Source organism: Pseudomonas sp. SM4 (assembly GCF_051913165.1).
Taxonomy (GTDB): domain Bacteria; phylum Pseudomonadota; class Gammaproteobacteria; order Pseudomonadales; family Pseudomonadaceae; genus Aquipseudomonas.
In genome coordinates, this window is sequence record NZ_JBODOE010000007.1 from 44995 (window position 1) to 67206 (window position 22212).

Below are 22212 nucleotides of genomic sequence, written 5' to 3' on the forward strand. Positions count from 1 at the left end.
CTGCGATCTTTTGATCTGGCCTTAGCGCTTCTGGGTCAAAGCGCGACGTTCGAATTCGACGATACGCTGACGATAGTGCTCGATCGTTTGCGCGGTCAGCACGCTGCGCTGATCATCTTTCAGCTCGCCGTTCAGTTCCTGCGACAGCTTGCGCGCTGCAGCGACCATCACGTCGAAAGCCTGCTTCGGATGACGCGGGCCTGGCAGACCGAGGAAGAAGCTCACCGCCGGGGTGCTGAAATGGTCTATGTCGTCCAGATCGAAGATGCCCGGTTTGACCGCGTTGGCCATGGAGAACAGCACTTCGCCGTTGCCAGCCATGCTTTCGTGACGGTGGAAAATATCCATCTCGCCAAAACGCAGACCGCTTTCGAGAATGTTCTGCAACAGCGCCGGGCCTTTGAAGCCGGCAGCGTCACGGCAGATCACGCTGATCACCAGCACTTCTTCGGCTTGCGGCTGGTCTTTGTCGACCACGGCAGGCGCAGGCTTGGTGTCTTCAACGAAGTCGTCGTCACGGCTACTGAAGCTCGGGCCGTCGTCCAGATCCAGATCCAGGTTCAAGTCGCCCTGCGCCGAACCCTTGCCGCCACGCTTGCCACGTTTCGAGCCGGATTCGCGAGGCTCGCGTGCTTCGCGGGCCGGCATGCTCACCGATGGCAGATCGTGTTCGTCCAGTTGTGGCTCTTTATGCGTGTCCAGCACGCGGGCCGGGCCCAACAGCTCAGCGCTGGTGTCCTCGTCCGGCAGGTTGGACAGACTTCGGTCAAGACGGAATTTCAGTTTTCCCTTGCCGCCGCGCATACGGCGCCAGCCATCGAAAAGAATACCGGCTATCACAATGATGCCGATGACGATCAGCCACTCGCGCAGACCGATTTCCATGTAATCCCGTGCCTCTATAAAAAATGCTGAAAAATAAGGGGTTTACATTGTGCAAACCGCTTTAAAACGTGGCGCCAACTCTATGTTCTGACAGGCGTTTTGCCCACGTATACGAAAAATTGACATTAAACTAGCACGACCAAAGACAACTTTACACCGTCTGTCTCATTGGCTTGCGCGAATATGTCGATTGGCCAGCAAGTCGAACGCGGTAAAAAAGTCCTACAGCTCTTAATTACCTTTCCGACACCACGCTGGCTCAGGCGTCCACCATCGCCATCGCCTCCTCGACATCCACGGCTACCAGTCGCGAACAACCCGGTTCATGCATCGTTACGCCCATCAACTGCTCGGCCATTTCCATGGCGATCTTGTTGTGGGTGATATAGATGAACTGCACGGTCTGCGACATCTCTTTGACCAAGCGTGCGTAGCGTCCAACGTTAGCGTCATCCAGCGGTGCGTCAACCTCATCGAGCATGCAGAACGGCGCCGGGTTCAACTTGAAGATGGCAAAAACCAGTGCCAGCGCGGTGAGGGCTTTCTCCCCGCCGGAGAGCAAATGGATGGTGCTGTTCTTCTTCCCTGGCGGCTGCGCCATGATCGTTACCCCTGTATCGAGTAGATCTTCGCCCGTCAGTTCCAAATACGCCCGTCCACCACCGAAAACTTTTGGAAAAAGTGCCTGTAAACCGCCATTGATCTGATCAAAGGTATCTTTGAAGCGGTTGCGGGTCTCCTTGTCGATCTTGCGGATTACGTTCTCGAGGGTCTCCAGCGCTTCGACCAGATCGGCATTCTGCGCGTCCAGATAACGTTTACGCTCGGACTGTTGCGTGTATTCATCGATGGCCGCGAGGTTGATCGCACCCAGGCGCTGAATCCGCGCGCTGATGCGTTCGAGTTCTTCTTCAGCTTCGCGTTCACTGGCTTGCGCGGTTAATGTCGCGAGCACGCCATTCAGATCGTAGCCGTCTTCGAGCAATTGATCCTGCAAAGCCTTGCGCCGCACCGTCAGGGCTTGCCATTCCATGCGCTGCTGTTCGAGTTGGCCGCGAATCAATTGTGATTGCTGCTCGGCCTGGGTCCGGCGTTTTTCTGCATCGCGCAGTTCGCGGTCGGCGTCTTCGAGGGCGATCTGCGCGGTCTTGAGTTCTTCGTCGACAGTCATGCGCTTGTCGAGCAGCTCTTCGAGTTTCAGACGCAGCTCTTCCAGCGGTGCCTCGCCCTCCTCCAGGTTCAGACTCAACTGTTCGCGCTTTTCAGTCAGGCGCTCGGCCTGCATTTCCAGACGCTCGAGCGCCTGGCGCGTGGAGTCGTGTTGCGCGCGCAACGAGCCAAGACGCACGGCCAGTTGATGCGCATGATCCTTGTGCTGGCGCGCTTCCTGACGCACGCGGTCGAGGCGTTCGCGCAGGCTGTCGCGCTGGGCCAGCAGCAACTCGCGCTGCTCGGTGTCCAGCGCCATGGCATCCAGCGCGTCCTGCAATTGCATGCGCGCTTCGCCGACTTGTTCGTGCTCAAGCTCGCGCTGTTCGCCGAGTTCGATCAACTCTTCATCGAGACGGGTACGACGCAGAGTCAGTTGCTCGGCCTTGGCTTTGCCGGCCGACAACTGGGCTTTCAATTCACCTTGCTGACGCGCTTCGTCTTGCAGCAATCGGCGCAAATGTTCGCGACCGTTTTCCTGCTGGCGCTGTTGCGCACGGAGAGTTTGCAGACGGGTTTCCATGGCCTCGACCGTGGCTTCTTTCTCTTCGCGTTCGAGGTGCAGCGCTTCGATTTCCTGGCCACGGGCGAGCATGCCGCTTTCTGCTTCGCTGGCACGTCGTACGCGTAAAAAGTGCCGACCGACCCAGTAACCGTCACGACTGATCAGGCTCTCACCAGCGCTCAATTGCCCGCGCAAAGCCAAGGCTTGCTCAAGGCTGTCGACCGGTTTGACCTGACCCAGCCACGGCGACAGATCGATCTGCGCATCAACTTTGTCCAGCAAGCTGCCCGCCACCCGCACGCCATCGCTGGCCGGGCTGAGCAGGCGCAGATCGCCCTGAGTAAAACCGGACAAATCGAAGCCGCTGAAATCGTCGACCAACACCGCTTGCAGATCGGCGCCGAGCACGGTTTCCACCGCCAGTTCCCATCCGGCTTCGACCTTCAGTCCTTCGGCCAGACGCGGACGCTCGGCGAGGTTATGTTCCTTCAGCCACTCGGCGGTGCCGGTGCCCGGATCAAGCGCGGCTTGCTGCAACGCTTCGAGGGACGCGAGACGACCATTGAGGCGCTGCAAATCACCTTGCGCCTGTTGCTGCGCGGTCAGTGCTTGCTGCAATTCCTGGCGCAGTTGTTCAAGTTTTTCGACCTGCGCTTCTTCACTGGTCTGCAAATCTTCGAGGGTCGCTTCGGACTCGGCGAGCTGCTCGTTGAGTTCCATGATCGCCGCGTCTTCGGGGTCAGCCGAGAGTAACGCGCGCTCTTCGCCAAGACGCTTTTGCCGATCAGCCAGACGCTCCATACTGGTTTCCAGCTGCTGAATGCGCGACTGCTGCACTTCGGCCTGGCGGCGCGGTTCGGCGGCGGTCAGGTTGAAGGCGTCCCACTGCTCCTGCCAGCCGTGCATGACGCTTTCGGAATCTTCCAGCGCGGCTGCGGCTTCTTCGGCGGCGGCGCTGGTGACTTCTTGCTCGGGGGTGAGCATGTCCAGCTCTTCGCCGAGGGTCAGCAGCAACGTGCGGTCGTGGCCCAGGTGCGATTCGGTTTCCAGACGTGCGCGCTCGGCTTCTTTCAGATCGTCCTGCAACTGACGCAGACGTTGCTGGCCGTGCTGGATGCTCTGCTCGACCCGGGCGATGTCGCCGCCGACCGAATAAAAGCGCCCCTGCACCAGATTGAAGCGTTCGGACAGGTCATGGTGCCCGTCACGCAAGCGTTCGATGGCCGCGTCGGCATTGCGCTGCTCGGCGACCAAGGCTTCAAAACTGATTTCCTGCGTGCCGATGATCGACTCGCGCTGGCCGACCTGATCGTTGAGATCCTGCCAGCGCAGCGCCGACAGTTGCGCCTTGAGCTGACGCTCCTCGGCTTTGAATTCCTGATACTTCTTAGCGGCTTCGGCCTGACGGTGCAGACGCTCGAGTTGTCGTTCCAGCTCATCGCGCAGGTCGGTCAGACGCGCAAGGTTTTCGTGGGTGCGGCGGATACGATTTTCGGTCTCGCGGCGGCGCTCTTTATATTTCGAGATACCGGCGGCTTCTTCGATGAAGTTGCGCAGGTCTTCCGGCTTGGATTCGATCAGCTTGGAGATCATCCCCTGCTCGATGATCGAATAGCTGCGCGGGCCGAGGCCGGTGCCGAGGAAAATATCGGTGATGTCGCGACGACGGCATTTGGTGCCGTTGAGGTAATAGGTGGTCTGGCTGTCGCGGGTGACTTTGCGGCGAATCGAGATTTCCGCGTAGGCCGCGTACTCGCCGAGCAAGGTGCCGTCGGAGTTGTCGAAGACCAGCTCGATGCTCGCCTGACTCACCGGTTTGCGGCTGGTCGAACCGTTGAAGATGACGTCGGTCATCGACTCGCCACGCAGGTTCTTCGCCGAACTCTCGCCCATCACCCAGCGGACGGCGTCGATGATGTTCGACTTGCCGCAACCGTTCGGCCCGACGACCGCCGCCATGTTACTGGGGAAGTTCACCGTGGTCGGGTCGACGAAGGATTTGAATCCCGCCAGCTTGATGCACTTGAGCCGCACGCTTAGGCAACCGTCAGCGCGGAAACCACCAGATCGCAGCTGCGCTGGGCGTAAGCCGTCAGCACGATGCGGATCTGCGGCAAATCACGGGCAAGCACGGCGGCCAGCAGGCGTTCGAACAGTTCGAGGAACTCGCTCATTGAAGCCTTGCGCTGTTCGAGGGCGAGGAAGTAGGCGCGGCTCATCGCCGGTTGCAGGTTCTCGACCGTTTCTTGCAGGTAAGGGTTATTGGCGAACGGATAGGCGGCGCGCATCACGCTGAAGCTGTCGTCGACGAAGCTGCGGATGTCCTGACGCTCGAAACTGGCGGTCAGGCGCTGCTGAATCTGCACGAACGGCGCCATGTCCGACTGCACTTGCCAGCCGTTGGCCACCGAGTTGCCGAGCAGGATGTACAGCTCGCTCATCAGCGTGCACAGGCTCTGCACCTTGTGCGGCGTCAGCTCGGTGACGTGCGCGCCACGGCGCGGCAGGATCGCGATCAGGTGCCGGCGTTCGAGGATCAGCAAGGCTTCGCGGACCGAACCGCGGCTGACATTCAGTGCCAGCGTGACCTTCTGTTCCTGGATGCGCTCTCCCGGCTTCATTTCGCCACGAATGATGCGTTCGGCGAGGTGGTGAGCAATTTGCTCGGCGAGGCTGTCCGGCGCCTTGAACGTCATGGTTGTCCTTCAAACTCTATCGATCTGCACAAGCGGCGCAGTGTAGCGCAAATGCACGGTCATGGCGGAGTGCCCACTCGGCGGTTTTTGGCACGAATCCCGCAGTTTTCTTTAGAAAACCAAACAAAAAATTTAGAAAACCAAACAAAAAACCAGGCTGACCAATGAAGGTCAATACTGAATAGACACGTTGTTGATCGACGAAATGGATTTTCCTGACCTTTAAGTCAGAAAACCATTGACCGAAAAGTCAGACCTGCTAAATTCGGTTCACGTCGGTTAACAACAATAATGAGTCTGCGAGGCCTTCCGTGATCCAGTTTTTACTTAACCAGGAACTCCGTAGCGAGCACGCCCTGGACCCGAATCTGACTGTGCTCAATTACCTGCGTGAACACGTTGGTAAATCCGGCACCAAAGAAGGTTGCGCCAGCGGTGACTGCGGCGCCTGCACCGTGGTGGTCGGTGAGTTGCAAACGGATGACGATGGCCGCGAACACATTCGCTATCGCAGCCTCAACTCGTGCCTGACCTTTGTTTCGTCGCTGCACGGCAAACAATTGATCAGCGTCGAAGACCTCAAGCACAAAGGCGAACTGCACAGCGTGCAGAAAGCCATGGTCGAGTGCCACGGTTCGCAGTGCGGTTTCTGCACCCCCGGTTTCGTCATGTCGCTGTTCGCCCTGCAAAAGAACAGCGATGCACCGGATCACGCCAAGGCCCACGAAGCGCTGGCCGGCAACCTCTGCCGCTGCACTGGCTACCGCCCGATTCTGGCCGCTGCTGAGCAATCCTGCTGCGGCAAGCAACCGGATCAGTTCGATGCCCGCGAAGCGGACACTATCGCCCGCCTGAAAGCCATCGCTCCGACCGATATCGGCGAACTCAACAGCGGCGACAAGCGCTGCCTGGTGCCGCTGACCGTTGCCGATCTGGCTGACCTCTACGACGCTTACCCACAAGCACGCCTGCTCGCTGGCGGTACCGATCTGGCGCTGGAAGTCACCCAGTTCCACCGCACCCTGCCGGTGATGATCTACGTCGGCAACGTCGCGGAAATGAAGCGCATCGAAACCTTCGATGACCGCATCGAAATCGGCGCCGCCACCGCCCTCTCCGACTGCTACGAAGCGTTGAACGCCGAGTACCCGGACTTCGGCGAACTGCTGCACCGCTTCGCCTCGCTGCAAATCCGCAACCAGGGCACCCTCGGCGGCAACATCGGCAACGCCTCGCCGATCGGTGACTCGCCACCGCTGCTGATCGCCCTCGGCGCGCAAGTGGTGCTGTGCAAAGGCGAAACCCGCCGCACCCTGAACCTCGACGATTACTTCATCGATTACAAAGTCACGGCCCGTCAGGAAAGTGAATTCATCGAGAAGATCATCGTGCCGCGCGCCACGGCTGAACAGTTGTTCCGCGCCTACAAAGTCTCCAAGCGTCTGGACGATGACATCTCCGCCGTCTGCGCCGCGTTCAACCTGCGCGTGGAAAACGGCGTGATCACCGATGCACGCATGGCCTTCGGCGGCATGGCCGCGATCCCGAAACGCGCAGCTAACTGTGAAGCTGCGCTGATAGGTGCGCCGTTCAACAATGCCGTGGTCGAACGTGCCTGCGCCGCACTGGCGGAAGATTTCACCCCGCTCTCGGACTTCCGCGCCAGCAAGGAATATCGCCTGCTCAGCGCGCAGAACCTGCTGCGCAAATATTTCATCGAACTGCAAACACCGCACATCGAGACTCGGGTGACCGCTTATGTCTAACCATCACGGCGTAGAAAAAACCCAAGCTGAACTGGCTGAATTGTTCGCCAAGGATCTGACCTCCGGTGTCGGCCGCAGCGTCAAGCACGACAGCGCCGCCAAACACGTGTCCGGTGAAGCGCAGTACATCGATGACCGTCTGGAATTCCCCAACCAGTTGCACCTGTATGCACGCATGTCGGACCGCGCCCACGCGAAAATCATCAGCATCGATACCTCGCCGTGCTACGCCTTCGAAGGCGTGCGTATCGCCATCACCCACGAAGACGTGCCGGGCCTGAAAGACATCGGCCCGCTGATGCCGGGCGACCCGCTGCTGGCCATCGATGACGTGCAGTTCGTCGGTCAACCGGTGCTCGCCGTCGCGGCGAAAGATCTGGAAACCGCGCGCAAAGCGGCGATGGCCGCGATCATCGAATACGAAGATCTCGAACCGGTGCTCGACGTGGTCGAAGCCTTGCGCAAACGCCACTTCGTCCTCGACAGCCACACCCACCAGCGCGGCGATTCGGTCTCTGCACTGGCGACCGCTGAACACCGCATTCAAGGCACGCTGCACATTGGTGGTCAGGAGCACTTCTACCTGGAGACGCAAATCTCCTCGGTAATGCCCACCGAAGACGGCGGCATGATCGTTTACTGCTCGACGCAGAACCCGACCGAAGTGCAAAAACTGGTCGCCGAAGTGCTCGACGTGTCGATGAACAAAATCGTTGTCGACATGCGCCGCATGGGCGGCGGTTTCGGTGGCAAGGAAACTCAGGCCGCCAGCCCGGCATGCCTGTGCGCGGTGGTTGCGCACCTCACCGGTCAGCCGACCAAGATGCGCCTGCCGCGCGTTGAAGACATGCTGATGACCGGCAAGCGCCACCCGTTCTACGTCGAATACGACGTCGGCTTCGACAGCACCGGGCGCCTGCACGGGATCAATATGGATCTGGCTGGCAACTGCGGTTGCTCGCCGGACTTGTCCGCCTCGATCGTTGACCGCGCGATGTTCCACTCGGACAACTCGTACTACCTGGGCGACGCGACCATCAACGGTCACCGCTGCAAGACCAACACCGCGTCGAACACCGCTTACCGTGGTTTCGGTGGCCCGCAAGGCATGGTCGCGATCGAAGAAGTGATGGACGCGATAGCCCGTCACCTGCACCTCGATCCGCTGGCTGTGCGCAAGGCCAACTACTACGGCAAGACCGAGCGCAACGTCACCCATTACTACCAGACCGTCGAGCACAACATGCTCGAGGAAATGACCGCCGAACTGGAAGAAAGCAGCCAGTATCATGAGCGTCGCGAAGCGATTCGTCGCTACAACGCCAACAGCCCGATCCTGAAAAAAGGCCTGGCGCTGACCCCGGTGAAATTCGGTATTTCCTTCACCGCGAGCTTCTTGAACCAGGCCGGCGCGCTGATCCACATCTACACCGATGGCAGCATCCATCTGAACCATGGCGGCACGGAAATGGGTCAGGGCCTGAACACCAAAGTCGCGCAAGTCGTGGCTGAAGTATTCCAGGTGGAAATCGATCGCGTGCAGATCACCGCGACCAACACCGACAAGGTGCCGAACACCTCGCCGACCGCGGCGTCCAGCGGCGCTGACCTGAACGGTAAAGCGGCGCAGAACGCGGCGGAAATCATCAAGAAACGTCTGGTCGAATTCGCTGCGCGTCACTTCAAAGTCACTGAAGAAGACGTCGAATTCCACAACGGCCACGTGCGGGTTCGCGACCACATCCTGACCTTTGAAGCGCTGATCCAGCAGGCGTATTTCAATCAGGTCTCGCTGTCGAGCACCGGCTTCTACAAGACCCCGAAAATCTACTACGACCGCAGCCAGGCGCGTGGCCGTCCGTTCTACTACTTCGCCTTCGGCGCGGCGTGCTGCGAAGTGATCGTCGACACCCTGACCGGCGAGTACAAGATGCTGCGCACCGACATTCTTCACGACGTCGGCGCCTCGTTGAACCCGTCCATCGACATCGGTCAGGTCGAGGGTGGCTTCATCCAGGGGATGGGCTGGCTGACCATGGAAGAGCTGGTCTGGAACAACAAAGGCAAGCTGATGACCAACGGCCCGGCCAGCTACAAGATTCCGGCGGTGGCGGACATGCCGCTCGACCTGCGCGTGAAGCTGGTGGAAAACCGCAAGAACCCGGAAGACACGGTGTTCCATTCCAAGGCTGTCGGTGAACCACCGTTCATGCTCGGGATTGCTTCGTGGTGTGCCATCAAGGATGCGGTGGCGAGCCTCGGTGACTACAAGCACCAGCCGCAGATTGATGCGCCGGCGACGCCGGAGCGGGTGTTGTGGGGGTGTGAGCAGATGCGTCAGTTGAAGGCGGTGAAAGCCGTCGCGGCTGAAACCGAGTTGGCTCCGCTCTAGAACCGAGGCGCGGCCAATCGCTGGCAAGCCAGCTCCCACAGGGTTTTGTGGTGGTTAACCGATAGGCGTTACACCGCAAATCCTGTGGGAGCTGGCTTGCCAGCGATGAGGCCCGAACAGACAACGAAGATGTCGAGGTGAACATGTACAACTGGATCGACGCCCTCGCCGACCTGCAGAACCAGGGCGAACCCTGTGTGCTGGTGACGATCATCGAAGAACTCGGCTCGACGCCACGCAACGCCGGCTCGAAAATGGTCATCAGCGCCAACCAGAGCTTCGACACCATCGGTGGCGGGCATCTGGAATACAAAGCCATGCAGATCGCCCGCGAGATGCTCGCCAGCGGTAAGCAGGACACCCATCTGGAGCGCTTCAGCCTCGGCGCCAGCCTTGGCCAGTGCTGCGGCGGCGCCACCGTGTTGCTGTTCGAACCGATGGGCCAGGTGCAGGCGCAAATCGCCGTGTTCGGTGCCGGCCACGTCGGCCGCGCCTTGGTGCCACTGCTCGCCAGCCTGCCCTGCCGGGTGCGCTGGATCGATTCGCGCGATGCCGAATTCCCCGAACACATCCCGCACGGCGTGCGTAAAATCGTCGCCGAAGAGCCTGTGGATGAAATAGATGACCTGCCCGCCGGCAGTTATTGCATCGTCATGACCCACAACCATCAGCTCGACCTTGAACTCACTGCCGCGATTCTCAAGCGCAACGACTTCGCCTACTTCGGCCTGATCGGTTCGAAGACCAAACGCGTGAAGTTCGAACACCGTCTGCGTGATCGCGGTTTCGACAGCGGCGTCGTGCAACGCATGCGCTGCCCGATGGGCATCGGCGAAGTCAAAGGCAAACTGCCTGTGGAAATCGCCATCTCCATCGCCGGCGAAATCATCGCCACCTATAACGCCAACTTCGGCCAGCAGACTGCCAGCGCCGAACCGATTGCCAAACTGCTGCCGGTTTCACGGCGCAGTCAGGCCGCCAAACTCAAAGCCTCAAACTGATTAGAGAACCCTCATGCCTCTGACTCGCAAAGCCTACCGCGCCGCCATCCTGCACAGCATCGCCGACCCCGCCGAAGTCGGGATCGAAGCCTCCTACGAATATTTCGAGGATGGCCTGCTGGTGGTCGATGGCGGCAAGATCAGCGCCCTCGGCCACGCCAGTGATTTGCTGCCGACGCTGCCGGCAGACATCGAAATCGAGCACTACAAAGACGCGCTGATCACCCCGGGCTTCATCGACACGCACATTCACTTTCCGCAAACCGGCATGGTCGGCGCCTACGGCGAGCAACTGCTCGACTGGCTCAACACCTACACCTTCCCGTGCGAAAGCCAGTTCGGCGACAAGGCTCACGCCGACGAAGTCGCTGACATTTTCGTCAAGGAGTTGCTGCGCAACGGCACCACCACCGCGCTGGTGTTCGGCAGCGTGCACCCGCAGTCGGTGAACTCGTTGTTCGAAGCCGCCGAGAAGCTCGACCTGCGCATGATCGCCGGCAAGGTGATGATGGACCGCAACGCGCCGGACTATCTGACCGATACCGCCGAATCCAGCTACGTCGAAAGCAAGGCGCTGATCGAGCGCTGGCACGGCAAGGGCCGTTTGCACTACGCGGTCACCCCGCGCTTCGCACCGACCAGCACCCCGGAGCAACTGACCCTCGCCGGCCAATTGCTGACTGAATACCCGGATCTGTACATGCAGACCCACATCAGCGAAAACCTCAAGGAAATCGAGTGGGTCAAGGAGCTGTTCCCGGAGCGCAAGGGCTACCTCGACGTTTACGACCACTACAAATTGCTCGGTGAGCGCTCGGTGTTCGCCCACGGCGTACACCTGTGCGACGACGAATGCGCGCGTCTGGCGGAAACCGGCTCGGCGATCTCGTTCTGTCCGACGTCGAACTTCTTCCTCGGCAGCGGTTTGTTCAACTTGCCGATGGCCGAAAAGCACAAACTCAATGTCGGCCTGGGCACTGACGTGGGTGGCGGCACCAGTTTCTCGCTGCTGCAAACGCTGAACGAAGCGTACAAAGTGATGCAACTGCAAGGCGCGCGACTGAGTCCGTTCAAGTCGTTGTACTTGGCGACGCTGGGTGGCGCGCGGGCGCTGCGTCTGGAAGACAAGATCGGCAACCTGCAACCGGGTTCCGACGCTGACTTCCTGGTGCTGGACTACAACGCGACGCCGCTGCTGAGCTACCGCTTGAAGCAGGCCAACAACATTGCCGAGTCGTTGTTTGTGTTGATGACGCTGGGTGATGACCGCACGGTGCAGCAGACGTATGCGGCGGGTGCTTTGGTGCATCAGCGCTAAGCTTTTCCCAAGGCAAAAAAATCCCCCGGTACTTTTCAGTCCGGGGGATTTTTATTGCCTGTCAGATTGCTATCGCTGGCAAGCCAGCTCCCACAGGGATTTGTGGTGTTTACCAAATCTGCGATAAACCGAGAAACCTGTGGGAGCTGGCTTGCCAGCGATTGGGGCGACTCGGTCTGACTTATAGCTTGGCCGCAGGGCGCCCTGGTTTTTTGGTCTGCAACAAATGCGAGAACACTGCATGCAGGTCATCCGACGCGCCTTCCTCGTCGAGGTTGAGCTTGCTGTCGATGTGATCCATGTGGTGCATCATCAGGTTCACCGCCAGCTCACCGTCGCGTTTCTCGATCGCGTCGATCAACTGCGTGTGTTCGTCGTACGAACAATGCGAGCGATTGCCGCTTTCGTACTGGGCAATGATCAGCGACGTCTGCGAAACCAGACTGCGCTGGAAGCTGATCAACGGCGCGTTCATCGCCGCTTCCGCCAGTTTCAGGTGAAACTCGCCCGACAGACGAATACCGGCACCGCGATCGCCACGCGAGAAGCTGTCGCGCTCGTCGTTGACCATCTGGCGCAATTCGGCGATCTGCTCGGCGGTGGCGTGTTGCACCGCCAGCTCAGTGATCGCGCGCTCAACCAGACGGCGGGCGAGAAACACCTGACGCGCTTCTTCAACACTCGGGCTGGCGACGACGGCGCCACGGTTCGGCCGCAACAGCACGACGCCTTCATGGGCCAGACGCGACAGCGCGCGGCGAATGATGGTGCGGCTGACCCCAAAGATTTCCCCCAGCGCTTCTTCGCTCAATTTTGTGCCGGGCGCCAGACGCTGTTCGAGGATGGCCTCGAAGATATGCGCGTAGACAATATCGTCCTGGGTTCCGCTGCGGCCGGCTTTGCCTGCTCGCGGTTGTTTCTTGAGGGGTTGCAACTGTTCGTTCATGGGCACTCGAGTCGGGAGAACTGCGGCGAATAGACCGTGACTGTAATACGGCACAGTAGGTCGCTGGCAAGTATCGCGTAAAAAACAGCGCGATTGTACACAATGAAAGGTGGCAACACGACTGTACGGCTGTTTGTGACTTCGGCTGTATTGCAACGATCCGTTACGATTGAGTTTAGGCTTGATCACAGAATCCGCCGCCCGCCTCATGTAGGAGCTGCCGAAGGCTGCGATCTTTTGATCTTGCTTATAAAAAAACAAAATCAAAAGATCGCAGCCTGCGGCAGCTCCTACAGGGGAATATCATCTGTAGAAGGAACACCGTTGTCATGAACGACGCCACGCACACTCAACTGCGCCCGCTGGCCGACACGTCGCCGTCGGCGATCGTCGCCGGTTTCATCGCAATGATGACCGGCTACACCAGCTCGCTGGTGCTGATGTTCCAGGCCGGGCAAGCGGCGGGCCTGACCAGCGGGCAGATTTCTTCGTGGATCTGGGCGATTTCGATCGGCATGGCGGTGTGTTCGATCGGCCTGTCGCTGCGCTATCGCACGCCAATCACCATCGCCTGGTCGACACCCGGCGCGGCTTTGCTGATCACCAGTCTGGGCGGTGTCAGTTATGGCGAGGCCATCGGCGCCTACATCACTTGCGCCGTGCTGGTGACGATTTGCGGCCTGACCGGCAGCTTCGAGCGGCTGGTGAAAAAGATCCCGGCGTCACTGGCGGCGGCATTGCTGGCGGGGATTCTGTTCAAGATCGGCAGCGAAATCTTCGTCGCCGCGCAGCACCGTACCGGGCTGGTGCTGGGGATGTTCTTCACTTATTTAGTGGTCAAGCGCCTGTCGCCGCGTTATGCCGTGCTGGCCGCGCTGCTGATCGGCACTGCGCTGTCGGGCTTCATGGGGTTGCTGGACTTCAGCGGTTTTCATCTGGAAGTGGCGACACCCGTTTGGACAACACCGCACTTCTCGCTGGCGGCGACCATCAGCATCGGCATTCCGCTGTTTGTCGTGGCCATGACCTCACAGAACATGCCCGGCATTGCCGTGCTGCGCGCCGATGGCTACACCGTCCCGGCCTCGCCGCTGATCACCACCACCGGCATCGCCTCGCTGTTGCTGGCGCCGTTCGGCTCGCACGGTATCAACCTCGCCGCCATCAGCGCGGCGATCTGTACCGGGCCGCACGCCCATGAAGATCGCAACAAGCGCTACACGGCGGCAGTCTGGTGCGGGATTTTCTACGGCATTGCCGGGGTGTTTGGCGCGACATTGGCGGCATTGTTTGCGGCCTTGCCGAAGGAGTTGGTGCTGTCGATCGCGGCGTTGGCGCTGTTCGGTTCGATCATCAATGGTTTGAGCATTGCCATGACTGAGGTGAAGGAACGTGAGGCGGCGCTGATTACCTTTATGGTCACGGCGTCGGGGTTGACGCTGTTTTCTATCGGGTCGGCGTTTTGGGGGATTGTTGCGGGGGTTTTGACGTTGGTGATCCTGAACTGGCGCAAAGCCTGAAAAGATCGCAGCCTTCGGCAGCTCCTACAGGAGATCGCGCTCCCCTGTAGGAGCTGTCGAGTGAAACGAGGCTGCGATCTTTTGATCGACGAAAAAAAACGGCGACCCTCAGGTCGCCGTTTTTTTCAGTATCACTTAGCCGCGTTGATCGGCTTTTCCGGATACCAAACGTCCAGCAACGGGCTGACTTCATACTTGGTCAGCTCGGAGCGGGTTTTCAGCCAGGCTTCAACGGCAGCACGCTGCTCTTCGTTGACCGAGCCACGCTTCTGCAGGCAAACCAGACCGAAGTCGTCGCCGCCAACATAACCCAGACCGTTGGCTTCCATGGCTTCTTTGATGAATGCTTCGAGGAAAGCGTCAATGGCTTCTTCGGACAAGTCTTCTTTGAAGTCCAGGTTCAGTTCGAAACCCAGCTCTTGAAATTCATCAACGCACAGTTTTTTGCGCAGACGCTGGGAACGGTTAGTCGCCATTGGAACAATCCTCTTAAGTAAATACGGCGGGCACTTTACCAGTTTAAGCAATCGATTGCCCGCCTCTCTGGACACAGAGGCCGACCGCCTGTAAAAAAATCAACGAATCGCCACCCCGAGGAAGCCACAATCGGTTACACCTTGGGGCATAATGCCGACACTTTCGTGACCACTGAGGACCTTTTCATCCATGTCCTCGTCTTTTTCCCCTCGGCTGTAGGGTTTTATTTCATATGATCAAATCGTTGCGTCCACTGTTTCTCGCCGGCCTTCTTCTGCCTCTGGCCCTGCCTGTTTCTGCTGCCACCATCAATACTTCCCTCACCCCGAACGTCGAAAAAGCCCTCAAGGCGAGCAAATTGCAGCCTAGCGCCCTGTCGCTGGTGATGGTTCCGCTGGACGGCCCGGGGACGCCGACCGTGTTCAACGCCGACGTGTCGGTCAACCCGGCTTCTACCATGAAACTGGTGACCACTTACGCGGCGCTGGAAATGCTCGGCCCCAATCATCAGTGGAAGACCGAGTTCTACACCGATGGCGACCTGAACGGCGGCATCCTCAACGGTAACCTCTACCTCAAGGGTGGCGGCGATCCGAAGCTGAACATGGAAAAACTCTGGCTGCTGATGCGCGACCTGCGCGCCAACGGCGTGACCCAGATCACCGGTGACCTGATCCTCGACCGCAACTTCTTCGTGCAGCCGGTGCTGCCGGAATTCAACGATGACGGCAACGACGAGAACAAGCCGTTCCTGGTCAAACCCGACTCGCTGCTGGTCAACCTCAAGGCCCTGCGCTTTGTCGCCCGTAACGACAACGGCCGGGTGCTGATCTCGGTTGAGCCGCCGATCGCCAGCGTGCGCATCGAAAATACCGTCAAAGCCCTGCCGTCCAAGCAATGCACCGGCGGCGTGCGCTACAACCCGGTGCCAGAGGCTGATGGCAGCGTGACCGTGACCGTGGCCGGCCAGTTGGGCGAAGGTTGCAGCTCGCAGACCTACCTGTCGCTGCTCGACCACGCGACCTACACCGCCGGCGCCGTACGGGCGATCTGGAAAGAACTGGGTGGCAGCATCCAGGGCAAGGACCGTCTGGCCTCGACCCCGAGCAACGCCAAACTGCTCGCACGGGCCTACTCGCCGGATCTGGCGGAAATCATCCGCGACATCAACAAATACAGTAACAACACCATGGCCCAGCAGTTGTTCCTCAGCCTTGGCCAGCGCTTCCGCAACGATGCCGATGGTGATGATGCCAAAGCTGCGCAGCGCGTCGTGCGTCAATGGCTGGCGAAGAAAGGCATCACTGCGCCGCACCTGGTGATGGAAAACGGCTCCGGCCTGTCCCGCGCCGAACGCGTCAGCGCCCGGGAAATGGCTGGAATGCTGCAAGCGGCGTGGCACAGCCCGTATGCCGCTGAATACATCAGCTCGCTGCCAATCGCCGGCACTGACGGCACTATGCGCAAGCGCCTGAAAACCACGGCGATGCGCGGTGAGGCACACGTCAAGACCGGCACCCTGAACACTGTGCGGGCGATTGCCGGCTTCAGCCGTGATGTGAATGGCAACACCTGGGCGGTGGTGGCGATCCTCAACGACAAGGCACCGTTTGGCGCGTCGTCGGTGCTGGACCAAGTGCTGCTGGACCTCTACAAACAGCCGAGATTGCCGCAGACTGCTTCGGTGCTGTAACGCAAGCCAAGCAACATCACCAAACCCTGTGGGAGCTGGCTTGCCAGCGATAGCGGAGTGTCAGTCAACGAATAGGCTGACTGGAATGACCCTATCGCTGGCAAGCCAGCTCCCACAGGTTTGTGGTGTATCGAGGATCAGCTCATCTGTTCGACGCGATCGCGGCCGCCCTGCTTCGCCGCGTAGACGCCCGAGTCCGCGCGCAACAACAGCGCATCCGCGCCTTCCCCCGGTCGCCAGCTGGCGATACCGAAACTCGCCGTGACCACCCCGACCACATCCACCGGTGAACTGCGCAAACCCTGCCAGAGTTCGACCGCCAGCATGTATGCGTGCTCGCCATCGATGTCCGGGCACAACACCATGAATTCCTCGCCGCCCAAGCGGCAGAACACATCGGTGCGGCGCAAACGATGGCCGATACGCTCGCACACCGCTTGCAGCACCCGATCGCCGACGGCATGGCCGTATTGGTCGTTGATGCGTTTGAAGTGATCGATGTCGAGCATGATCACCGACAACTCGCCACCGCCGCGTTCGACCCGGGCCATTTCGGTGGTCAGGCGCTCCTGGAAATAGCGGCGGTTATGAATGCCCGTCAGCGAGTCGGTCACCGACAGCGCACGCAACTCTTCCTCGACGCGTTTAAGGTCGGAAATGTCCGAGATGTAGCCGTGCCACAGCACCCCGCCGCCCGGCAGTTCTTCAGGCGTTGCCTCGCCACGCACCCAGCGCAGGCCGCGCTCGGGCAGTTGCACTCGGTATTCCTCGCGCCACGGGCTGAGGTTGTCCGCCGACTCACGGACCGAGGAGCGCACGCGGATGACGTCCTGCGGATGAATGCGCGTGAAGATCGCCTCGGCGTTGAGCAGCAATACGTCCGGTTCCAGTTCGTAGATCTCACGGATGCCGTCACTGGCGTAGATCACACTGAAGCGCCCATCGAACTCCATTTTGAATTGATAGATACCGCCGGGCACATGGGCGCTGAGCTTCTTCAGCAAGACGTCGCGCGCGGCCAGCACTTCGTGCACACGCTTGCGCTCGGTGATATCGATGCAGATCGCCAGATGCCCGACCCACAAGCCCTGCTCATCGAGCACCGGGGTGGCCAGCATGTTCACCGGAATATGGCTGCCATCGCTGCGCACCAGCGTCCATTCCCGCGCCTCGTGACCACCCACTTCACCGCCCTCGACCAGCATCGCGTGGCACGTCGGGATGCTTTTGCCATAACGCGCACTCAGTTCGGCAGCGCGTGCGCTCAGCTCGCGGGGCAGATGGAGGTTTTCCAGAGTCATGTGCCCGACCACATCGGCACTGCTATAACCGAGCATCTGTTCGGCGCCGGGATTGAACGTGTTGATCACCCCGCGTAAATCAGTGGCGATGATTGCCACTTGAGTCGCCGCGTTCAATACGCCGCGCAATTGACCGTGGGTGCCGCGCAGTTCCTGTTCGCGCTCATGCAATTCCTGCGTGCGCTGCTCGACCAGGCGCAGCGCGCGCTGGCGCTGGCTGACCAGCACGTACAGCAACGCGCTGAGCAGCAGGCTGAGCAAGCCGCCGAGAATCACCACGCTGACGATCGACGAATGGTTGGCCTGAATGAACGCCTCACTCGGCAGGATATCGACCTGATAATCGTGATCGGCCATGCGCAGCAAGCGGGTAGCCGTCAGCTCACTGGCGGCGGGCTCATTGGTCGACTCGAACAACACCTCGTGCTGATCATTGGTCGACATATCGAGAATGCGCACCGACAGATAATCGTGGAACGCGTCCGGCAAACCATCAGCGAGCAACTGGCGCATGCTGATTACCGCCATCACATAGCCGAACGGTTGTGGCTGCGCGTCGCGATTGACCGGCGCGACCAGCAGCACACCGCGCGCGTACGATGGCTCAATGCTGACCAGGTGCATCGGTTGCGACACCGCCAGGCTGCGGAGCTTGTCGGCGCGTTGCAGGGTGTCGCGGCGCAAGGGTTGCGCCAGCAAGTCATAACCCAGCGGCGAGCCGAGACGGCTCTGAGTCTGGCTGTACAACACCGGCACATATTCGTCGCGGGTCGCAGCCAACTGCAGTTCGCCCTGTGCATTGAGCTCGCGAATGGTGAAGGTGCTCAGGCCCTCATCCCGCACACGCTGCTCAAACGCCGCGCGTTCGGCAGCACTGACCCGCAAGGCAAACGAATAAGCCTGGGTACGCAGCAATAAAGGATGGGTGTAACCGTCGAATTCGGCGCGGGACACCGATTCGGAGTTGGCGAAGAAGCGGCGCAGGCCGTCGAGGCGTTGCTCCTGATCCTGAAAACGTTCTTCGATGCGGCTGTAACGCTCGTTGGCCAGCAGTTGAAAGCGCTGACGCAATTGTTGCTGATACTGACTGAGCGCGCCCCAGGCGAGCAGCCCCGTGAGAATCCCGCCGGCGAGCAATACCAGCAGCGCGACCAGCCAGGCCGAGACGTCTTCGCTGATAAAACCCAGGATCTTCGGGCGCACGGGGTGCAACGACATAAGGACAACTCACTACGCCAGTGTTCCGGGGAAGTCCCATTGGCCATGAGTGAGTTATAGCTATTAGCCATTAATTTGGCTAGCACTGAACGGATCCAAGAGCCGTTAAAAATCAAGGCTCTGTGGATCCAGTGCAGCAGAGTGTCAACGAGCCGTGATTTTCCAGGCGCGGTGGATCTTGGTATTGCGGGCAAAATCCGGATCAATGGTCTGCGCGCTGATTTCCTCGACCGCGTAACGCTCGGCGAGGTTGTCCTCCAACTGGAACTTGCGGAAGTTGTTGGAGAAGTACAGCACGCCGCCCGGCGCCAGACGGGCCATGGCCAGGTCGATCAACTGCACCTGGTCACGCTGCACGTCGAAAATGCCTTCCATGCGCTTGGAGTTGGAGAAGGTCGGCGGATCGATGAAGATCAGGTCGTACTCTTCACGGCAGCTTTCCAGCCACACCATCACGTCGCCCTGCTCCAGACGGTTCTTGTCCGAAAAGCCATTCAGCGACAAGTTGCGGCGCGCCCAGTCGAGGTAGGTTTTCGACAAATCGACGCTGGTGGTGCTGCGCGCGCCGCCCTTGGCCGCGTGCACGCTGGCGGTCGCGGTGTAGCAATACAGATTGAGGAAGCGCTTGCCCTCGGCCTCTTTCTGAATGCGCATGCGCATCGGCCGGTGATCGAGGAACAGGCCGGTGTCGAGGTAGTCGGTGAGGTTGACCAGCAACTTCACGCCGCCCTCGCTGACTTCGTTGAACTTGCCCTGCGCGCTCTGACGCTCGTACTGCTTGGTACCGCTCTGGCGCTCGCGGCGTTTGACCACCACGCGGCTCTTGTCGACATTCAGCGCCTGCGGAATGGCTGCCAGCGCGTCGAACATGCGTGCCGAGGCTTTTTCCGGGTCGATCGACTTCGGCGCGGCGTATTCCTGCACGTGCACCCAATCGTGGTACAAATCGATGGCCATCGCGTACTCAGGCATGTCGGCATCGTAGACCCGGTAGCAATCGATGCCTTCGCGCTTGACCCACTTGCCCATCGCCTTGAGATTCTTTTGCAGACGGTTGGCAAACATCTGCCCGCCTTCGCTCAAGCGCGGCTGCTCGATCACCGGTGCCGGGGCTGGCGTCGGCTTGATCGGGTTGCCGTTCTTGTTGAATTTGCGTTCTTGCGGCTCGTCCGGGGTCTGGTCGTAAGCCGCTTGCTCGCGCTCGGCCTGACGCTGTTCCGGGGTACGGCGCTCGCCGGTGACGAACTGATCCGGCAGCACTTTGATCAACAGCAGCTTGCACGGCAACGCGCCGTTCCAGAACGAATACTGTTTGTGGCTGCGAATGCCCATGCGCTTGCCCAGGTCTGGCGCGCCGGTGAACACCGCTGCTTCCCAGTTCAGGCAGGCCTGGCGCAGACGCTCGCCGAGGTTCTGGTAGAGGTACAACAGGCTGGCTTCGTCACCGAGACGCTCGCCATACGGTGGGTTGCAGATCACCAGGCCTTTCTGGTTCTGGTCCGGACGCGGCTCGAAGGTCGCGACTTCGCCCTGGTAGATCTTGATCCACTCGCTCAGGCCGGCGCGCTCAACGTTGTTGCGGCCCGGTTGAATCAGGCGTGGATCAGCTTCGTAACCGCGAATCCACAGCGGTGGCTTGGCCAGGCCGGCAGCGGCACGCTCAACGGCTTCTTCGTGGAGTTTTTTCCACAGCGCCGGGACGTGACCCAGCCACGCGGTGAAGCCCCACTGCTCACGACGCAGGTTCGGCGCCATATCGGCGGCGATCATTGCAGCTTCGACGAGGAACGTACCGACACCGCACATCGGGTCAGCCAGCGCGCCGCCTTCGGCAGCAATGCGCGGCCAGCCGGAACGGATCAGGATAGCGGCCGCGAGGTTTTCCTTCAGCGGCGCCGCGCCCTGCTGCAAGCGATAGCCACGCTGGTGCAGGCTGTGCCCGGAGAGGTCGAGGGAGAGAATCGCTTCGCCGCGATCCAGGCGCAGGTGAATGCGCAGGTCCGGGTTGAGCTTGTCGATCGACGGACGGTCGCCCTGCGGGGTGCGCAGTTTGTCGACGATGGCGTCTTTGACTTTCAAGGCGCCGAAGTGGGTGTTGTCGATGCCCGAGCCGTGGCCGCTGAATTCAACGGCGAGGGTGCCGTCGTTGAGCATGTGATCCTGCCATTCGATGTCGAGGACACCGTGGTAGAGATCTTCAGCGTCTTTCATCGGGAAACGCTTGAGCACAAGCAGCACCCGGTTGGCCAGACGCGACCAGAGGCACAGGCGATAAGCGGTTTCCATGGTCGCCATGCCACGCACGGCGGAAGTGTGCTCGCGCGCTTCTTCAAGGCCAAGCCCGACGGCTTCCTCGATGAGCAGGCCTTCAAGGCCTTTTGGGCAAGTGAGGAAGAGTTCGAAACGGTCGGACATGGTATTTCCAGAGCCTTTGGCTAGTGAATCGGCAACGCATTGCCGATCCGGTTTTCAATCAGGCGCTTTTCTAAAAGAACGCCCGCGTGGCACGAAGGTGTGCCGTTCCATCCCCGCTGCTCGGGTTAAAAGAGCTTAGATGCCGGGACAGATAAAAAAGTTGGAGTAACAAAAAGTCTTAAAGCGACCCTTCGTCGAATAGTACCCCAGCGCAAACGTGGGTCATTCTCACTAAAGAATTAAGCCCATCATCCAGCGCGGGGCCGATCATACCGGGGTTTGGCTAATAAACATTGAATAAATACGCGGTTACTTATCGCTATAGCACCCTTTTTGTTACGTGCTTATGACAAAACGGTCATTCCATCGCTGTGACTCATTGGTTAGAACTGACCACAGGTTGACGTCGCAACGGCGTCAACACCTTGGCTCGCCACGCCGGCAGCGAGCCGCACCACGGCAGGTTTTTTCTGCCAGACCTCGATTGAGGTCAACGCGACACAAACAGTCAACAAGTGAGGGAAACACCCTATGAGAAGACTTAAGCGTGATCCGTTGGAAAGAGCATTTTTGCGCGGATATCAATATGGCGTTGGTGGCAAATCCCGTGAGCTTTGCCCATTTACTCTACCGTCGGTACGTCAAGCCTGGATTAACGGCTGGCGAGAAGGACGCGGCGACAACTGGGACGGTATGACCGGCACTGCGGGAATCCACAGACTCAACGAACTTCACGCCGTCGGCTGACACAGGGCATTAATTCCGACACGACAATCTGAATTTGTAACGACTTACCATGCACGTCCTTCCCGGACGGCGGGCTACGGCCCAGGGGCTCCTTCGAGGAGCCCTTTTTTATGCCCGAAAACT

The 22212-nt window shown here is 59.8% G+C and carries 14 protein-coding genes; 7 read left to right on the forward strand and 7 right to left on the reverse strand.

Annotated elements, in window-relative coordinates; all coding sequences use genetic code 11:
- Positions 1 to 21 precede the first annotated feature (21 nt).
- The 3 genes from zipA to ACQ4MY_RS14630 all read right to left on the reverse strand — a co-directional run bounded on the left by zipA (position 22) and on the right by ACQ4MY_RS14630 (position 5295).
- Complete coding sequence (gene zipA, locus ACQ4MY_RS14620; protein WP_440095630.1) at positions 22 to 885, reverse strand: cell division protein ZipA; 864 nt, start codon at positions 883 to 885, stop codon at positions 22 to 24.
- 259 nt (positions 886 to 1144) lie between these two features.
- Positions 1145 to 4633: a chromosome segregation protein SMC gene (gene smc / locus ACQ4MY_RS14625; RefSeq protein ID WP_440095632.1), complete on the reverse strand. Its 3489-nt coding sequence runs from the start codon at positions 4631 to 4633 to the stop codon at positions 1145 to 1147.
- A 2-nt stretch (positions 4634 to 4635) separates the two neighbouring features.
- Entirely contained in the window at positions 4636 to 5295 is a 660-nt protein-coding gene (locus tag ACQ4MY_RS14630) for a GntR family transcriptional regulator (RefSeq protein WP_008082296.1), read from the reverse strand.
- A gap of 311 nt (positions 5296 to 5606) precedes the next feature.
- On the opposite strand from ACQ4MY_RS14630, the gene xdhA reads away from it, so the two are divergent.
- The 4 genes from xdhA to guaD all read left to right on the forward strand — a co-directional run bounded on the left by xdhA (position 5607) and on the right by guaD (position 11772).
- Positions 5607 to 7061, forward strand: coding sequence for a xanthine dehydrogenase small subunit (xdhA, locus tag ACQ4MY_RS14635; RefSeq protein ID WP_440095633.1), 1455 nt, complete (start codon positions 5607 to 5609; stop codon positions 7059 to 7061).
- Positions 7054 to 9453 (forward strand): xanthine dehydrogenase molybdopterin binding subunit, encoded by a 2400-nt coding sequence (xdhB, locus tag ACQ4MY_RS14640; RefSeq protein WP_008082299.1) that lies wholly within the window; start codon positions 7054 to 7056, stop codon positions 9451 to 9453. The genes xdhA and xdhB overlap by 8 nt, the downstream gene beginning before the upstream one ends.
- 143 nt (positions 9454 to 9596) lie before the next feature.
- The gene (xdhC, locus tag ACQ4MY_RS14645) at positions 9597 to 10454 is read left to right on the forward strand and encodes a xanthine dehydrogenase accessory protein XdhC (RefSeq protein ID WP_440095634.1); all 858 of its coding nucleotides are present in this window, start codon (positions 9597 to 9599) and stop codon (positions 10452 to 10454) included.
- Positions 10455 to 10467: 13 nt separating this feature from the next.
- A complete protein-coding gene (gene guaD, locus ACQ4MY_RS14650; protein WP_158834553.1) occupies positions 10468 to 11772 on the forward strand; it encodes a guanine deaminase in 1305 nt (434 codons plus the stop codon).
- 181 nt (positions 11773 to 11953) lie between these two features.
- Here the strand turns inward: guaD and ACQ4MY_RS14655 are convergent, their stop codons facing one another.
- Positions 11954 to 12718, reverse strand: a complete 765-nt coding sequence (locus tag ACQ4MY_RS14655; RefSeq protein ID WP_007918375.1) for a GntR family transcriptional regulator — start codon at positions 12716 to 12718, stop codon at positions 11954 to 11956.
- Between the two features lie 329 nt (positions 12719 to 13047).
- Between ACQ4MY_RS14655 and ACQ4MY_RS14660 the strand changes: the two genes are divergently transcribed.
- Positions 13048 to 14238, forward strand: coding sequence for a benzoate/H(+) symporter BenE family transporter (locus ACQ4MY_RS14660; protein WP_008082304.1), 1191 nt, complete (start codon positions 13048 to 13050; stop codon positions 14236 to 14238).
- Positions 14239 to 14369: 131 nt separating this feature from the next.
- Here the strand turns inward: ACQ4MY_RS14660 and ACQ4MY_RS14665 are convergent, their stop codons facing one another.
- A complete protein-coding gene (locus ACQ4MY_RS14665) occupies positions 14370 to 14714 on the reverse strand; it encodes a YggL family protein (RefSeq protein ID WP_007916365.1) in 345 nt (114 codons plus the stop codon).
- Positions 14715 to 14947: 233 nt separating this feature from the next.
- Between ACQ4MY_RS14665 and dacB the strand changes: the two genes are divergently transcribed.
- The gene (dacB, locus tag ACQ4MY_RS14670) at positions 14948 to 16408 is read left to right on the forward strand and encodes a D-alanyl-D-alanine carboxypeptidase/D-alanyl-D-alanine endopeptidase (protein ID WP_008076853.1); all 1461 of its coding nucleotides are present in this window, start codon (positions 14948 to 14950) and stop codon (positions 16406 to 16408) included.
- 137 nt (positions 16409 to 16545) lie between these two features.
- Here the strand turns inward: dacB and ACQ4MY_RS14675 are convergent, their stop codons facing one another.
- Together ACQ4MY_RS14675 and rlmKL are read right to left on the reverse strand one after the other, a co-directional pair.
- Entirely contained in the window at positions 16546 to 18927 is a 2382-nt protein-coding gene (locus ACQ4MY_RS14675) for a sensor domain-containing diguanylate cyclase (RefSeq protein ID WP_440095636.1), read from the reverse strand.
- Positions 18928 to 19071: 144 nt separating this feature from the next.
- Positions 19072 to 21342: a bifunctional 23S rRNA (guanine(2069)-N(7))-methyltransferase RlmK/23S rRNA (guanine(2445)-N(2))-methyltransferase RlmL gene (gene rlmKL, locus ACQ4MY_RS14680; protein ID WP_158831665.1), complete on the reverse strand. Its 2271-nt coding sequence runs from the start codon at positions 21340 to 21342 to the stop codon at positions 19072 to 19074.
- A 531-nt stretch (positions 21343 to 21873) separates the two neighbouring features.
- On the opposite strand from rlmKL, the gene rmf reads away from it, so the two are divergent.
- Positions 21874 to 22089 carry a ribosome modulation factor gene (gene rmf, locus ACQ4MY_RS14685; protein WP_003223300.1) on the forward strand — a complete coding sequence of 72 codons (216 nt, stop codon included), beginning with the start codon at positions 21874 to 21876 and terminating at the stop codon, positions 22087 to 22089.
- Positions 22090 to 22212: the final 123 nt, after the last annotated feature.

Excerpts from the sequence above, each read along its gene's own strand:
- rmf (WP_003223300.1), top strand. The coding sequence starts at position 21,874 with ATGAGAAGACTTAAGCGTGATCCGTTGGAAAGAGCATTTTTGCGCGGA.
- xdhC (WP_440095634.1), top strand. The coding sequence starts at position 9,597 with ATGTACAACTGGATCGACGCCCTCGCCGACCTGCAGAACCAGGGCGAA.
- xdhB (WP_008082299.1), top strand. The coding sequence starts at position 7,054 with ATGTCTAACCATCACGGCGTAGAAAAAACCCAAGCTGAACTGGCTGAA.
- ACQ4MY_RS14675 (WP_440095636.1), bottom strand. The coding sequence starts at position 18,927 with ATGTCGTTGCACCCCGTGCGCCCGAAGATCCTGGGTTTTATCAGCGAA.
- rlmKL (WP_158831665.1), bottom strand. The coding sequence starts at position 21,342 with ATGTCCGACCGTTTCGAACTCTTCCTCACTTGCCCAAAAGGCCTTGAA.
- dacB (WP_008076853.1), top strand. The coding sequence starts at position 14,948 with ATGATCAAATCGTTGCGTCCACTGTTTCTCGCCGGCCTTCTTCTGCCT.
- zipA (WP_440095630.1), bottom strand. The coding sequence starts at position 885 with ATGGAAATCGGTCTGCGCGAGTGGCTGATCGTCATCGGCATCATTGTG.
- ACQ4MY_RS14660 (WP_008082304.1), top strand. The coding sequence starts at position 13,048 with ATGAACGACGCCACGCACACTCAACTGCGCCCGCTGGCCGACACGTCG.
- ACQ4MY_RS14665 (WP_007916365.1), bottom strand. The coding sequence starts at position 14,714 with ATGGCGACTAACCGTTCCCAGCGTCTGCGCAAAAAACTGTGCGTTGAT.
- guaD (WP_158834553.1), top strand. The coding sequence starts at position 10,468 with ATGCCTCTGACTCGCAAAGCCTACCGCGCCGCCATCCTGCACAGCATC.
- ACQ4MY_RS14630 (WP_008082296.1), bottom strand. The coding sequence starts at position 5,295 with ATGACGTTCAAGGCGCCGGACAGCCTCGCCGAGCAAATTGCTCACCAC.
- ACQ4MY_RS14655 (WP_007918375.1), bottom strand. The coding sequence starts at position 12,718 with ATGAACGAACAGTTGCAACCCCTCAAGAAACAACCGCGAGCAGGCAAA.